General features: G+C 74.5%; 12 protein-coding genes. 1 reads left to right on the top strand and 11 read right to left on the bottom strand.

The features are described from left to right. Positions 1-26: 26 nt before the first annotated feature. The 3 genes from ACWF41_RS11670 to fdxA form a co-directional block, all read right to left on the bottom strand. A complete protein-coding gene (locus ACWF41_RS11670) occupies positions 27-1349 on the bottom strand; it encodes a citrate synthase (RefSeq protein WP_380317903.1) in 1323 nt (440 codons plus the stop codon). A gap of 194 nt (positions 1350-1543) precedes the next feature. Then, positions 1544-2725 (bottom strand): succinyldiaminopimelate transaminase, encoded by a 1182-nt coding sequence (dapC, locus tag ACWF41_RS11665; protein ID WP_380317900.1) that lies wholly within the window; start codon positions 2723-2725, stop codon positions 1544-1546. Then, a complete protein-coding gene (gene fdxA, locus ACWF41_RS11660) occupies positions 2725-3042 on the bottom strand; it encodes a ferredoxin (RefSeq protein ID WP_079573027.1) in 318 nt (105 codons plus the stop codon). Before fdxA ends, dapC begins: the two co-directional genes overlap by 1 nt. Before the next feature lie 73 nt (positions 3043-3115). On the opposite strand from fdxA, the gene ACWF41_RS11655 reads away from it, so the two are divergent. After that, positions 3116-3424 (top strand): hypothetical protein, encoded by a 309-nt coding sequence (locus ACWF41_RS11655; protein WP_380317896.1) that lies wholly within the window; start codon positions 3116-3118, stop codon positions 3422-3424. Positions 3425-3452: 28 nt separating this feature from the next. Here the strand turns inward: ACWF41_RS11655 and ACWF41_RS11650 are convergent, their stop codons facing one another. The 8 genes from ACWF41_RS11650 to ACWF41_RS11615 form a co-directional block, all read right to left on the bottom strand. After that, positions 3453-4469 (bottom strand): prephenate dehydrogenase, encoded by a 1017-nt coding sequence (locus tag ACWF41_RS11650; RefSeq protein ID WP_380317893.1) that lies wholly within the window; start codon positions 4467-4469, stop codon positions 3453-3455. Continuing rightward, entirely contained in the window at positions 4466-5446 is a 981-nt protein-coding gene (locus ACWF41_RS11645; RefSeq protein ID WP_380317890.1) for a prephenate dehydratase, read from the bottom strand. The genes ACWF41_RS11650 and ACWF41_RS11645 overlap by 4 nt, the downstream gene beginning before the upstream one ends. Continuing rightward, complete coding sequence (locus tag ACWF41_RS11640; RefSeq protein ID WP_380317887.1) at positions 5443-6348, bottom strand: ACT domain-containing protein; 906 nt, start codon at positions 6346-6348, stop codon at positions 5443-5445. The genes ACWF41_RS11645 and ACWF41_RS11640 overlap by 4 nt, the downstream gene beginning before the upstream one ends. Further along, positions 6348-8672, bottom strand: a complete 2325-nt coding sequence (locus ACWF41_RS11635) for a VanW family protein (RefSeq protein WP_380317884.1) — start codon at positions 8670-8672, stop codon at positions 6348-6350. Before ACWF41_RS11635 ends, ACWF41_RS11640 begins: the two co-directional genes overlap by 1 nt. Positions 8673-8877: 205 nt before the next feature. Then, a complete protein-coding gene (locus ACWF41_RS11630) occupies positions 8878-9279 on the bottom strand; it encodes a DUF6113 family protein (RefSeq protein WP_380317881.1) in 402 nt (133 codons plus the stop codon). Then, positions 9276-10295, bottom strand: a complete 1020-nt coding sequence (locus ACWF41_RS11625) for a PIG-L family deacetylase (RefSeq protein ID WP_380317878.1) — start codon at positions 10293-10295, stop codon at positions 9276-9278. The genes ACWF41_RS11630 and ACWF41_RS11625 overlap by 4 nt, the downstream gene beginning before the upstream one ends. A gap of 16 nt (positions 10296-10311) precedes the next feature. Next, positions 10312-12222 carry a translational GTPase TypA gene (gene typA / locus ACWF41_RS11620; RefSeq protein ID WP_380317875.1) on the bottom strand — a complete coding sequence of 637 codons (1911 nt, stop codon included), beginning with the start codon at positions 12220-12222 and terminating at the stop codon, positions 10312-10314. 116 nt (positions 12223-12338) lie between these two features. Next, complete coding sequence (locus ACWF41_RS11615) at positions 12339-14057, bottom strand: BCCT family transporter (RefSeq protein ID WP_380317872.1); 1719 nt, start codon at positions 14055-14057, stop codon at positions 12339-12341. Positions 14058-14201: the final 144 nt, after the last annotated feature.

Below are 14201 nucleotides of genomic sequence, written 5' to 3'. Positions count from 1 at the left end.
GGACGCGACGGTCCCAAGGAAGGCGATCAGCGCTGCTCGAGCCCCACGTAGTCGCGCTCGGTGGGACCCGTGTAGACCTGCCGCGGGCGGCCGATCTTGGTCTGCGGGTCGTGCATCATCTCGCGCCACTGGGCGATCCAGCCCGGCATGCGGCCCAGCGCGAACAGCGGCGTGAACATGGCCGGCGAGAAGCCCATGGCCTTGTAGATGAGGCCGGTGTAGAAGTCGACGTTCGGGTACAGCTTGCGCTGCACGAAGTAGTCGTCGGACAGGGCGATCTCCTCGAGCCCGCGGGCGATGTCGAGGAGCTCGTCCTTGGCGCCGAGCTGGCCGAGCACGGCGTCGGCGTGCTTCTTGACGATCGCGGCGCGCGGGTCGTAGCTCTTGTAGACGCGGTGCCCGAAGCCCATGAGCCGGACGCCGTCCTCCTTGTTCTTGACCTTCTTCATGAAGGTCTCGACGGAGTCGTCGCCGCTGCGGATGCTCTCGAGCATCGTGAGCACGGCCTCGTTGGCGCCGCCGTGCGACGGGCCGGAGAGGGCGTTGATGCCGGCGGCGACGGACGCGTAGAGCGTCGCGTTCGACGAGCCGACGATGCGCACGGTGGACGTGGAGCAGTTCTGCTCGTGGTCGGCGTGCAGGATGAGCAGCTTGTCCATGGCGGACACGAGCACCGGGTCGGACTCCCACTGCTCGTACGGCCGCGAGAACGTCATGCGCAGGAAGTCGTCCACGTAGCCGCGGGCGTAGTCCGGGTACATGAGCGGCTCGTCGCGCGTCGCACGGTGCAGGTACGAGGTGATGGTGCGGATCTTCGCGAGGATCAGCACGGTGGCGAGCTCGACGGCCTCGGGGTCGTGCGGGTCGAGCGACTCCGGGTAGTACGTCGGGAGCGCGTTGACGGCCGACGCGAGGATCGACATCGGGTGTCCGCCGCGCGGGAACGACGAGAGGAACGCGCGGAAGCCCTCGGGCACGAGCGTGTGGCGGTTGACCCGCTCCTCGAACGCCGACAGCTCCGTCGCCGAGGGCAGCTCGCCGTGGATCAGCAGGTAGGCCACCTCGAGGAAGGTGGACGAGTCGGCGAGCTGCTCGATCGGGTACCCGCGGTAGCGCAGGATGCCCTGGTCGCCGTCGATGTACGTGATGGCCGACTCGCACGACGCGGTGTTGGTGAAGCCCGGGTCGACGGTGACCAGGCCGGTGTCCTTGAGCAGGGACGACACGACGATGCCGTCGTTGCCCTCCGTGGCCGGGACGACGGGCAGCTGCCGGGCGGTGCCGTCGACGACGAGCTCAACCGTGGCGGTGTCTCCCGTGGTGCCTGCGGCAGGCGTGGTGGACGTCATGTCTTCCTTCCGTGACGGGCCCACCGGCACCCGGCGACGGGGACGGAGAGCGCGTGACTCGTGACTCGGGGACGGGGGCGACCCGAGGTACGCCGGCCGCGTGTGTCCTCCAGGGTGACCGCGGCCTGCGGTCGAACCTACCCCTCAACACCAAGGTGTTCCAATCCCCTGCTCATCCCCTGCCATCCGGGCGGTCACGCGGATGTGATGCGGGACACAGCCTCTGCCACGGAGTCGTCGGGCGCGGTCAGCGCGACGCGCACGTGCCGCTCCCCCGCCGTCCCGTAGAACTCCCCGGGCCCGACGAGGATGCCGCGGCGGGCGAACCAGGCCGCGAGCTCCCGCGACGTCGCGCCGGCCGGCACCGGGTCCGCCGCCCCCGACGTCGCGCCGCCGGGCTCCCCCGCGGGGCGCGCCCACAGGTAGAGGCCGGCCTCGGACCCGTCGACGACGAACCCGGCGGCCTCGAGCGCGCCCAGCAGGGCCGCGCGGCGGCGGCGGTAGACCTCGCGCTGCGCGGCCACGTGCACGTCGTCGCCGAGCGCCGCGGTCATCGCCGCCTGGACCGGTGCCGGCACGATCATGCCGAGGTGCTTGCGCGTGGCCAGCAGACCCTCGACCAGGGCCGGGTCGCCGGCCACGAACGCGGCGCGGTACCCGGCCACGTTGGACTGCTTCGACAGCGAGTACGCCACGAGCAGGCCGTCGTGGCTGCCGCCGGTGACCCGCGGGTCGAGCAGGCTCGGCACGCGGGAGACCCCGCCCTCGCCCACCCAGGCGTCCGCCCACGGCAGCTCGGCGTAGCACTCGTCGCCCACGACGACGGCGCCGGTCGCGCGCGCGGCCTCCACCACGCGGCGCAGGTGCGCGACGTCGGCGACCTCGCCGGTCGGGTTGCCGGGCGAGTTGACCCACACCAGGCGCACGTCGTCGCGCCCGGCCCAGTCGTCGACGTCGTCCGTGGCCAGCGGCGTCGCGCCCGCCAGGCGCGCCCCGACGTCGTAGGTCGGGTACGCGACCGCCGGGTGCACCACGACGTCGCCCGGCCCCAGCCGCAGCAGCGACGGGAGCAGCCCGACGAGCTCCTTGGAGCCCACCGTGGGCAGCACGGCCGCCGGGTCGAGGTCGGGGACGCCGCGGCGCCGGGCGAACCAGTCCGCGACGGCCGCGCGCAGCGCGGGCGTGCCGTGCGTCAGCGGGTAGCCGTGGGCGTCCGACGCCGCGGCCAGCGCGTCGCGCACGACGGCGGGCGTCGGGTCGACGGGCGTGCCGATCGACAGGTCGACCACGCCGCCGGGGTGGGCGTGGGCCGTGGCCCGCACGTCCCCCAGCGTGTCCCAGGGGTAGGGCAGGTCGCTGAGGTCCGCGAAGCCCATCAGGCCTGGGGCGGCAGGGCGGAGATCATGGGGTCGTCCTTCTCGATGAGCCCCATCTTCGCGGCGCCGCCCGGGGAGCCCAGGTCGTCGAAGAACTCGACGTTGGCGCGGTAGTAGTCCTTCCACTGCTCGGGGACGTCGTCCTCGTAGTAGATGGCCTCGACCGGGCACACCGGCTCGCATGCACCGCAGTCCACGCACTCGTCCGGGTGGATGTAGAGCGACCGCGAGCCCTCGTAGATGCAGTCCACGGGACACTCCTCGATGCACGCCTTGTCCTTGACGTCGACGCACGGCTGAGCGATCACGTAGGTCACTGCGGGCTACCTTCCAGGTGACGAGGGCGCGCGCCGGAGAGCCGGGCGCCGGACCAACTCTAGTATCGCTGACGTGGTGCCTCCGCCGTCAGCCGTCCCACCAGCCGTACCGCCCCCCGGACCCCCGTCCGCGTGGCGCCGCCTGCCCGCGGGCACCCGCGTCGTCGTGCGGCGACGGCTGTCGGCCACGGAGGCCGCCGAGAGCGGCGCCCGGTGGGCCGACGTCGTGGGGATTCTCACGGCCGCCGGGCCCGACGGCGTGCGTGTGCTCCCCGACCGGTCCCCCGGCCTGGCGGAGGTCTCCGTCGCCGCAGCCGACGTCGAGGCCGTGAAGCCGATCCCGCCGCGGCGGGCGCGGCGCGGCCGGCCCGAGGACGACTGAGCCACGCAGGACCCGACGTCGACCCGCGTCAGCGCGGCGCGCGCACCCGGACCGCGTCGTCGTCGACGCCCACCACGACGGTTCCGGTCGTGCAGCGCGAGACGAGGTCGTCCACCGCGGCGGGCGTCCAGCCGCCGGTCAGCGGCACGCGCTCCTCGGCGCCGTTGCGCCGCTCACGGCCCGCGCGGAGCTCGCGGACGTCGTCGGCGGCATGGAAGACGTCGTGCAGCGACCCGTTCGTCTCCAGCGCCCCGATCACGACCTCGAGGTCGCGCACCGCCTTGCGCAGCGCGGGCGCGACCCACGCGGCGTTCTCGGTGACCATCGCCTCGGTGCGGCCGGGGTCGGTGAGCGCGACCCGCGTGCCGTCCCGGAAGCTGCCCGCCGCGAGGCCGAGCGCCAGGTCGCGCACGGGGGCGCCCGCCACGGCGTTGAGGAGCTGGGTGGCCAGCACGTGCGGCACGTGGCTGATCAGGGCGGCCGCCTCGTCGTGCCGGTCGTCGGTGACGACCGCCGCGGTGCCGCCCAGCGGCCCCGTCACCAGGCGCAGCACCTGCTCCAGGCGCGCCGGCTCGTGCGCCGCGGCGGCGCCCGGCTCGGCCACGGTGACCGCCCAGGGCGCGCCGTCGAGCAGACCGGCGTCCGACGCGGCGAACCCGCTCTGCTCGGTGCCGGCCATCGGGTGGGCGCCCACGTACCGGTCGCCCAGGCCCGCCGCCCGCACCGCGGCGCGCACCGGGCCCTTGACGCTGCCGACGTCCGTGAGCGTCGCGTCGCCGCCGGCCAGCAGCGGCGCCAGCTCCGCCGCCGCCGCGCGGACGGCCCGCAGCGGCACGGCCAGCACCACCAGGTCCGGGCCGGCCGCGCAGAGGTCCGCGAGGTCGTCCGCGACGCGCAGACCCACCGCCCGGGCGTCCGCACGGGTACCAGGGTCGACGTCGGTCGCGACGACGTCGACGCCGCGCGCGGCGAGCAGCCGGGTCAGCGACCCGCCGACGAGCCCCAGGCCCACCACCGCGACCGTGCCGACGGGGCCGCGGGTCACCACAGCAGGCCCCGGGCGAGCGTCTCGTCCGCGTCCTGCTGCAGCACGCTGCCCGTCGGCACGTGGTCGGGCAGGACGCCGTCCAGCCCGGGCCCGCCCGGCGACACCGGGAACGCCCCGAGCACCTTGAGCGAGTCGCCCGCGCCGAGGAGCGCCTCGAGCAGGTCGCGCACGCGCGGCTCCCACGGGGCGCCGTCGAGCGTCACGACGAACACGTACTGGCTCTCACGCACCTTCAGCGGGCGCTCGACGAGGCTCGTCATGTTGACGCCGCGCGCCGCGAACTCGCCCGTGACGCGCGCGAGCACGCCCGGCCCCGTCACGACCGGCGTCATCGCGAGCATCGTGCGCCATGCGCCACCGGCGGCCTCACCACCCTCCGCGCGCACCGGGGCCCACGCGGCGGGCGCGTCGTCGCGCCGGCACAGCACGAGGAAGCGGGTCCGCGCGCCGCCGAAGTCCTCCACCCCCGTGGCGAGGGTCTCCAGCCCGTACAGCTCCCCGCACAGCCGCGGGCCGAAGGCGACCTGATGGTCGGCGAGGTCGCGGCAGGCGGCCGCGTTGGACGACGCCGGCACGGGCAGCAGGCCCCGCTCGGTGACGAACCGCGTGCACTGCGCCAGGCCGTGCGGGTGCGCGGTCGCCTCGCGCAGGCCGGCGCCGTCGGCGTGCCCGGGCCGGACGAACGCGTCGAACGAGACGTCCAGCACCACCTCGTCGACGGCCACGACGTCGGGGCTGCCCACCAGAGCGTCGAGCGACGGCACGACGTACCCCTCGACCGAGCTCTCGATCGCGACGACCCCGCGGTCCGCGGCCCCCGACGCGACGGCGTCGTGCACCGCGCGCACCGTCGCGAGGGGCTCGAGGGCCACGTCCTCGGCCTGGTCCCGTGCCGCAGAGCCCGCGCCCCCGGCCCAGCGGCGCGCCGCCTCGTGGGTGAACGTGCCCTCCGGGCCCAGGTACGCGACCCTCATGCCCCGGCCTGCCCGCCCTCGACCCAGCGCGGGTCCAGCGGGACGGGCCCCGGCACGAAGCCCTCGCCCGGCAGCACCGCGAGCGTACGGTGCGCGACGCCGCGGCCGTCCAGCTCGGCGACGAGGCCGTCCAGGACGTCGACGGACGGGCAGCGGAACGAGGTGAAGAACACGTGGGGCCCGCGGGCGGACACGTGGCTGCGCAGGTGCTGCAGGTCCACGCCCGCGGCCGACAGCACGGCCAGCGTGTGCTGCAGCGACCCGCGGTGGTCGTCCGACGGCCCGACGGCGAGCCACACCTGGGCGGGCTCGTCGAACCGCGGCCACGCGGCGCGCGCCTCCAGCAGCCCGTACCAGACCGGCAGGCGGCCGGCGAGCCGCTCGCTGCCGGGCACCTCGGCCCAGCCGGCGGGCACCCGCGACCGCTCGACGACGATCGAGCCCGACGCCCCGGCGAGCGCGACCCGCTCGTCGACCGACGTCCGCGTGGGCACCAGGCGGGGGCTCACGCCCATGCCACGCAGCAGGTCCTGGCAGTCGCGCATCCCGGCCTCGTCGATGACGACCTGGCCGCCCGACGCGCCCGCCGGGGCCACCCACACCCACTGCGGCGCGACGGCGACCGCCGCCGTGACGATGAGCGACGGGTCGCCCGCGAGGATCGCCTCCTCGAGCGCCGGCGACGGCTGCTCCGGGTGGCCCAGGTGCACCACCGCGGCGAGGTCGTCGATCGTCGCCACCGTGGCGAGCGTGTCGGACGTCGTGCCGAGGTCGAGCAGCTCGAGCGACTCGTCCGCCACGGCCGCGACCACCGCCGAGCCGGCGGCGACCCCCGACCATCCCGCGTCGTGCGCCGCCTGCGCGGCGTGCGCCGGGGACTCGCGTTCCGAGCGTCCGAGCATCAGTCCTCCTTGGCCTTGCTGTCGCTGTCGTCCGTGCTCCCGCCGCCGCCGTCGCCCTGGTCGTCCTTGGGCTGGCGGTCCTGGTCCCGGTCGGCCTTCGGCTGGTCGCACACCACCGGGTTGTCCGGCTTGTACGTCCAGGTCTTCGACTCGTCCTTGACCTGCTTGCCGTCGAGGTACACCTTGCGGTAGTCGGTGATCGTGAAGCCGTCGCTGCCGCCCGGGTACGGCTCGCACGACGCGCCGGAGCTGTGCACCGGGGTGGCCTGCACGATGTTGCGCTTGTCGCCCGTCCCGGGCTTCACCGTGTAGTACTTCGTGGACCAGATCGCGACGTGCACGCGCCCGCCCGACACCCACGACTGCATGACCGCGCCGTACGGGGTGTCGTTGGTGAACTTCATGTCGATCGCGCCCACGTAGATGGTGGCCTCGCGCCCGGCCGGGTAGCGGTCGAACCAGTAGCTGTGCGGCTGGTGGCCCGCGTCGTCGTACCCGGCGTGGTACGCCGCGTTGTACGTGGTGGTGGCCATCTGGGACAGCCCGCCGCCGATGGCGTCGGTGTGCACGCCGTTGCTGATGACGCCCGACTGCACGTACCCGTTGGCCGCCGTCACGGGCGACAGGGTGTCGAGCAGGGAGAACGTCTCGCCCGGGGCGACGAGCGTGCCCGTGACGAGCTGCGCACCGCGGATCAGGTTCCGGGTGCGGACGCTGTCGCTGGTCAGGGGCGTGGAGAACTCGGAGACGACCTCCTTCACGCCCATCTCCTCGAGGCCCTCCTTGGTGCGCTCCGGGTCGCGCTCGACGAGCTTCAGCTGCGTGGTGCGCGAGTCCCCCAGAGCGGCCTTGCCGACGGCCTTCGCCGCGGCGTCCGGGTCCAGGGACGTGCCCTGGGCGCCGCCCTCGACCACGGGCTTGCCGCCCGAGAACACGAAGTGCGCGTCGTCCGGCTCCGTGAGCAGCCCGTCGGTGCCCTCGACGACCGCCGAGACGATCTTGTCGCCGTCGAACTTCGCGGTGAGCGAGCCGTCGGCCGCCTTGAACGAGGTCGCCTTCGCGAGCGTCTTCGGGCTCAGCTCCGCGGTCTGGTCGCCGACCTCCACCTCGACGGGGCCGCTCACGACCTGCTCCGCCTCGGCCAGGGCCGCGTCGGTCTCCTCCTGCGTGATCGCCGGGTCGACCGTCTTGGTGGGGAGCTCGACCGGGCCCGAGGTGACCAGCCACGCGTCCGCGACGGTGTCGACCGCCGCGTCGACCTGCACGCTGGAGCCCTCCTCGGCCTTCGTCGCGACCGCCTTGGCACCCTTGAATCCGACGGTGCCGTCCACGGGCTCGACCTGCAGCGACTCCTCCAGCCCCGAGAGCGCCTCGGTCAGCGCCGAGCGTCGGACGTCGACCGCCGGGGCGACCTCGTCCCCGCCCACCAGGTGCTCCCACAGGTGCGCCGGGCCCAGCGAGAACCCGGTGAGGTCCTCGACCGTCGCGTCGGCGTCGAAGGACAGGCCCGCGTCGGCCGGGTCGACCGTGCTCGAGGCGTCGCCCGCCTGGACGGTGATCGGCTCGGCCGCGCGCGGGCCGAGGCCTGCGTCCAGCGCCGCCACCGCGGCGGCGGTGTCCATGCCGCCGATGTCGACGCCCGCCACGGTCGTGCCCTTGGCCACCGACCCCGCGACCGCCGCCTGCGCGCCCACGTACAGGCCCGCCACGACGACGAGGCCGACGCCCGCCCACAGCGCCACCTTGGGCGCGCGGCTGGGGGCGCCGTCGCCGGCGAGGCCGTCGAGCGGGGAGCCCGACGCCGGGCCCTCGGGCCCGCCGGTCCCGCCCGCGCCGCCGGGGCCGACACGTCCACCGGGGCCGACAGGTCCACCGGGGCCGACAGGTCCGGCCGGACCGCCGGGCGCGGCCGGACCGCCGGGCGCGGCGAAGGCCGCGGCCGCCCCGAACGCCGCCGGGGCGGCGGACGCGGACACCGCGGGCAGCGCCTGGGTGGGTGCGCCCGTCGAGGGGGCGGCGACGGTCGCGATCACGCGCTGCTCGTACAGGCGCACGCGCGGCTGGTACGGCTCGTCGGGCTCCTCCTCCGCCACCGGCGGCGTCGCAGGCTGCGCCGTCGCGGGCTGCGGCGTCGCCGGCGCCGGTGCCGGCGCCGGTGCGCTCGGCGCGAGGCCCGCCGGGGCGGGAGCAGTCGGCGCGGAGGTGATCAGGGTCGGCGGCGCCGCCGGGTTCGTCGCCGTCATGTCGGCCCCGGAGTCGGGACGCGCGGGCTCGGCGGGTGCGGATCCGTGGCTCGCCGGATCGCGCTCGGTCGGGTGACCCATGCAGAGGCTCCGTCGGGGTGGAGGTGCGGGGACGACGCCCCGGGAGGACAGGTGGGCGCGGGCCGGACCCGCGTGGAGGATCCTACTCGCGGGGCCTCGCCCGACCTCGCCGCAGTTCGGGTGAAACCGCCAATTCGGGCACGAGTTCCCACACGTTCGTCACGCGCGGCATGGTGCCGCGCACGGGACGGTCACACCCGTCCGCTCAGCCCCGGCGGTCGGTGAACCAGGACCGGGGCAGGAAGGCCGCGACGAGGAACGCGACGAGGCCCCCGTAGGTCCACACGAGCCCGACGGCCTGCGCCGGCACCAGCACGTCCCCGCCCGGCCCCGCGACCGACAGCACCTGCACCGCGACCACCCAGCCGGCGCCCGCGGCGAGCAGCGTGCCGAGGCCCGCCCACGCACGGCACAGCATCGCCGTCGACAGGGTGATGGCGAGGGCCAGGACGATGCCGACCGGCAGGTCGTGCCACTGGGTGCGGTGGGCGACGGTGCCGAGCACGCCGACGGCGGCGCCGAGGGCGAGCGCGAGCACGACGCGGGCGGCGGTCGCCCACCAGCGGCCGGTGCGGGCCGGGGCGGTCGAGTGCTCGGGCGTGGTCATCGCGCCGAGCCTACCGGCGCGGACGCCAGGTACGTCTCGTGGGCGAGCACGGGGGCGAGCACGTCGTTGCTCAGCGCGTACCAGCCGAGCAGGGCGGGGTCGCCCGTCGGCCCCGTCGGCCCCGTCGGCCCCGTCGGCCCCGCCGGCCCGGCCGTCGCGTGCTGCACCTGCGTCGCGTGCGCCCGCATCGCCCCGAGCACCCGGTCGAGCACGGGCGCCACCGCGACGGTGCGGACGTCGCCGGCGGCGAGCTCCTCGTCGTGCCGGGCGAGCGGCGGCAGGTCCCCGTCGGGGTCGGGGAAGGTGAGCCCGGCCCGGTCCGCGAGGGCCCGCGCGTCCGGGTCCGCGGCCAGCGCCCTGCGCGACGCCCGCAGCTCCGCCGACGGCGTCATCGCCTGCCACAGCTCGGCCTGTGCCCACGCCTCGCCCGGGACGGGCGCGGCAGGGTCCGCCGCGAGCTCGAGCGCGCGGACGGCGACGTCGTGCGTGCGCACGTGGTCGGGGTGACCGTAGCCGCCCCGCGCCTCGTAGGTCGCGACGACGTCCGGCCGGTGCGCCCGGACCAGGGCCGCGAGCCGCGCCGCGGCGTCGTCGAGCGCGACGCGCGCGAACGCCGTCGGCGGCGCGTCGTCGGCCGGGCCGGCGATGCCGGGCGCGACCCAGGACATCCCGGAGTCCTCGAACCGCGTGTCAGACGCCGGGTGCGCCCCGGTGCCCGGGGCGTCTGACAGGTCGACCGCGTCGAGGAAGGCGTGGGCGACGGCGCCCGGCGCGCCGCCGAGGGCTGCCAGCGCCGCGGCCAGCTCGGTCTCGCGGTGGGCGGCGAGCGCGGGCCCGTCGCCCTCCAGGCGGGCCAGGCCCGTGGGGTGCGACGGCGTGTCGATGACCTCGCCGCGCTCGCCGCGCGTGCAGGTCACCACCGTGACCGGCCGCCCGGCGGCCGCCCACGACGCGATCAGCGCACCGGTCGCGAGGGTCTCGTCGTCCGGGTGCGCGTGCACCGCGAGCAGCCCCACGGGCGTCGCCGGTCCGTCAGGCGCGCTTGGCGCGGGCGACCGCGCGGGCGCGCGCCGTCGCGTCGAGCTCCACCTTGCGGATGCGCACGACCTCCGGCGTCACCTCGACGCACTCGTCCTCGCGCGCGAACTCGAGGGACTCCTCGAGCGTGAGGTGGCGCGGCGGGATGAGGTTCTCGAAGTTGTCCGCGGTCGAGGACCGCATGTTCGTCAGCTTCTTCTCCTTGGTGATGTTGACGTCCATGTCCTCGTTGCGGGAGTTCTCGCCGACGATCATGCCCTCGTAGACCTCCTGCGTGGGGTCGACGAAGAACGAGCCGCGCTCCTGCAGGTTGATCATGGCGAACGGCGTCACCTTGCCGGCGCGGTCGGCGACGAGCGAGCCCGTGTTGCGCGACTCGATCGGGCCGTTCCACGGCTCGAAGCCCTCGGAGATGGAGGCCGCGATGCCGGTGCCGCGCGTCTCCGTGAGGAACTGGGTGCGGAAGCCGATGAGGCCGCGCGCCGGGACCATGAACTCCATGCGCACCCAGCCGGTGCCGTGGTTGCTCATCGTCTCCATGCGGCCCTTGCGCTGCGCGAGGAGCTGCGTGACGGCGCCGAGGTACTCCTCGGGCACGTCGATGGTCATGCGCTCCATCGGCTCGTGGCGCTTGCCGTCGACCTGCTTGGTGACGACCTGCGGCTTGCCGACGGTGAGCTCGAAGCCCTCGCGGCGCATCTGCTCGACGAGGATCGCCAGGGCGAGCTCGCCGCGGCCCTGCACCTCCCACGCGTCGGGTCGCTCGGTCGGCAGGACCTTGAGCGACACGTTGCCGATGAGCTCCGCGTCGAGGCGGTCCTTGACCTGGCGGGCGGTGACCTTGTGGCCCTTGCCGCCCTTGCCGGCCAGCGGCGAGGTGTTGATGCCGATGGTCATCGAGATCGCCGGGTCGTCCACCGTGATGAGCGGCAGCGGGCGCGGGTCGTCGACGTCGGTGAGCGTCTCGCCGATCATGATGTCGGCGATGCCCGCGACGGCCACGATCTCGCCCGGGCCGGCGGACTCGGTGGGGACGCGGTCGAGCGCCTTGGTCTCGAGAAGCTCGGTGATGCGCACGCTCGTGAGGGTGCCGTCGTGGCGCGCCCAGGCGACGGTCTGGCCCTTGCGCAGGGTGCCGTTGAAGATGCGCAGCAGCGCGAGGCGGCCGAGGAACGGCGACGCGTCGAGGTTGGTGACGTGCGCCTGCAGCGGCATCTCGGCGTCGAACGTCGGGGCCGGGATCTTCTCGAGGATGGTGGCGAACAGCGGCTCGAGGTCCTCGTTGGCGGGCAGCGAGCCGTCCGCGGGCTGGTCGACCGACGCGCGGCCCGCCTTGGCCGACGCGTACACGACGGGCACGTCGAGGATCGCGTCGAGGTCGAGGTCGGGCACCTCGTCGGACAGGTCGCTCGCGAGGCCGAGCAGCAGGTCGGTGGTCTCCCCCACGACCTCGGTGATGCGCGCGTCGGGGCGGTCCACCTTGTTCACGACGACGATGACGGGCAGCTTCGCGGCCAGCGCCTTGCGCAGCACGAAGCGGGTCTGGGGCAGCGGCCCCTCCGACGCGTCCACGAGGAGCACGACGCCGTCGACCATCGACAGGCCGCGCTCGACCTCGCCGCCGAAGTCGGCGTGACCCGGGGTGTCGATGACGTTGATGGTGATGCCGCCGGGCTCGCCGACGCTCGCGGCTGCCGGGCCGGCGTACCGGACCGCGGTGTTCTTCGCGAGGATCGTGATGCCCTTCTCCCGCTCCAGGTCGCCGGAGTCCATCACGCGGTCGTCCACGTGCTGGTGGGCGGAGAAGGCGCCTGCCTGGCGCAGCATGGCGTCCACGAGGGTCGTCTTGCCGTGGTCGACGTGGGCGACGATCGCCACGTTGCGCAGGTCTGAGCGCACAGACATCGAGGGTCTCTTTTCCTGGGGAGGGAGGTGTGACCCGCGATCGGGCCCCGACCATCTTACCTGCCGCGCGAACCCGCTCGCGGATGGTCCTCCTCACCCTGCCCGACGACCCACGCTCAGCCCCCCGGGGCCCCGTCGTCGCCCCGCTCCTGGTCGGCTCCGCCGCCAGGCGGCCTCGCGTCGCGGCGCCGGGGCACGCGCAGCCGGAGGGCGCCGGGGGCCGACGGCAGCACGTTCTCCCAGCGTCCGGCCAAGGTGGTCGCCACCTTCTCGGTGACGTGCTCGGTCAGCTCGGCGCGCGCGGCCCGCCGCTCGGAGCGCACGATCGCCCGGTGCTCGGCGCTCAGCTCGCGCACGATCGAGACGGCCATGCCGATGAGCACCAGGGAGAAGGGCAGCGCGATGAGGATCGCGGCGGTCTGCAGCGCCTGGAGCCCGCCCGACAGCAGCAGCGCGATCGCGACCAGCCCCTGCAGCGCCGCCCAGAACAGCCGGCTCCACAGCGGCGGGTTCGGGTTGCCGCCGTGGGCGAGCATGTCGACGACGAACGACCCCGAGTCCGACGACGTGACGAAGAAGATCACCACGAGGACGATCCCCGCGACGGCGAGCCAGGTGCCGGCGCCCGGCAGGCTGTCGAAGAGCTGGAACATCGCCGTGTCCGTGTTCACACCGCCGGTCGCCGGGTCGAGCATGCTGCCCGGCTCCGTCATCTCCTGGTGCAGCCCGGCGCCGCCGAACACGCTGAACCAGATCGTCGTCACCAGCATCGGGACCGCGAGGGTGCCGAGCACGAACTCCCGGACCGTGCGCCCGCGGGAGATGCGGGCGATGAACACGCCGACGAACGGCGCCCACGACATCCACCAGCCCCAGTAGAAGATCGTCCAGCTCGACTCCCACGCGAGCCCCTCGTCCCCGCGGAAGGCGAGCGTGTCGAACGTCATCTGGACCACGTTCGCGAAGTAGTACCCGAACGACTGGACCCAGCTGCGCAGCAGGAACAGGGTGGGGCCGAGCACGAGGACGACGGCGAGCACCACGCCCGCCAGCATCATGTTGCCGTTGGACAGCCACTTGATCCCGCGCGAGAGGCCGGACGCCACCGAGAACCCGGCGATGGCGGTGATCACGGCGATCAGGCCGATCTCGAGACCCACCGACGGCTCGACCACCTCCAGGTAGCCCAGCCCGTGAGCCACCTGGAGCACGCCGAGGCCGAGCGACGTCGCGACGCCGAACACCGTGCCGATGATGGCCACGACGTCGATGACGTGCCCCCACGCCCCCTTGACCCGGTCGCCGAGGAGCGGCTCCAGCGCCCAGCGGATCGACACGGGCCGCCCCTTGCGGTGGATCGCGTACGCCAGCGCCAGCCCCGCCACCACGTAGATCGCCCACGCGTGGATGCCCCAGTGCACGTACGTCTGGCTGATCGCCGCCTGCGCGAGCGCGGCGTCGTCCCCGGTGACCCCCGGCTTCGGCTCGACCAGGTGGGACAGCGGCTCAGAGACCCCGTAGTAGACGAGGCCGATGCCCATCCCCGTGGCGAACAGCATCGAGAACCACACCGGCAGCTTGAAGTCCGGGGCCTCGTCGTCGGGGCCCAGCACGATGTCGCCGAAGCGGCTCAGCCCCATCCAGATCGCGAAGACCACGAATGCGGCCACCAGGAGCACGTAGTACCAGCCGAAGGCGCCGATCACCTCGGTCTGCAGGGAGTTCATGACCGCCGTCGTGGCGTCGGTGGCGACCACCGCCAGGAGGACGAACAGCAGGATGATGCCCGCAGCCGGGTAGAACACCCCTCGTGACAGCGTCGACGCCCGTGCCATGTCCCTCACCTTGACGCCGCGCGGGGGGCCCGGCAAACGGTGGAGGGGCCGCCCCGCTTCCCCCGGGGCCCCTCCCCCCAAACGGTGCCTCTCCTTCACCCCCTACCGCAGACCCCCCCCACCCAACACCCCGACCGTCTCTTC

Source organism: Isoptericola sp. NPDC055063 (assembly GCF_053608125.1).
Note: the sequence above shows the minus strand (reverse complement) of the source record. Positions and strands in the feature narration are given on the sequence as shown.

What these genes read in the sequence shown, in the direction of transcription:
- ACWF41_RS11635 (WP_380317884.1), bottom strand. Translation starts at nt 8,672, where the DNA reads ATGGGTCACCCGACCGAGCGCGATCCGGCGAGCCACGGATCCGCACCC.
- ACWF41_RS11615 (WP_380317872.1), bottom strand. Translation starts at nt 14,057, where the DNA reads ATGGCACGGGCGTCGACGCTGTCACGAGGGGTGTTCTACCCGGCTGCG.
- ACWF41_RS11645 (WP_380317890.1), bottom strand. Translation starts at nt 5,446, where the DNA reads ATGAGGGTCGCGTACCTGGGCCCGGAGGGCACGTTCACCCACGAGGCG.
- ACWF41_RS11640 (WP_380317887.1), bottom strand. Translation starts at nt 6,348, where the DNA reads ATGCTCGGACGCTCGGAACGCGAGTCCCCGGCGCACGCCGCGCAGGCG.
- dapC (WP_380317900.1), bottom strand. Translation starts at nt 2,725, where the DNA reads ATGGGCTTCGCGGACCTCAGCGACCTGCCCTACCCCTGGGACACGCTG.
- typA (WP_380317875.1), bottom strand. Translation starts at nt 12,222, where the DNA reads ATGTCTGTGCGCTCAGACCTGCGCAACGTGGCGATCGTCGCCCACGTC.
- ACWF41_RS11670 (WP_380317903.1), bottom strand. Translation starts at nt 1,349, where the DNA reads ATGACGTCCACCACGCCTGCCGCAGGCACCACGGGAGACACCGCCACG.
- ACWF41_RS11630 (WP_380317881.1), bottom strand. Translation starts at nt 9,279, where the DNA reads ATGACCACGCCCGAGCACTCGACCGCCCCGGCCCGCACCGGCCGCTGG.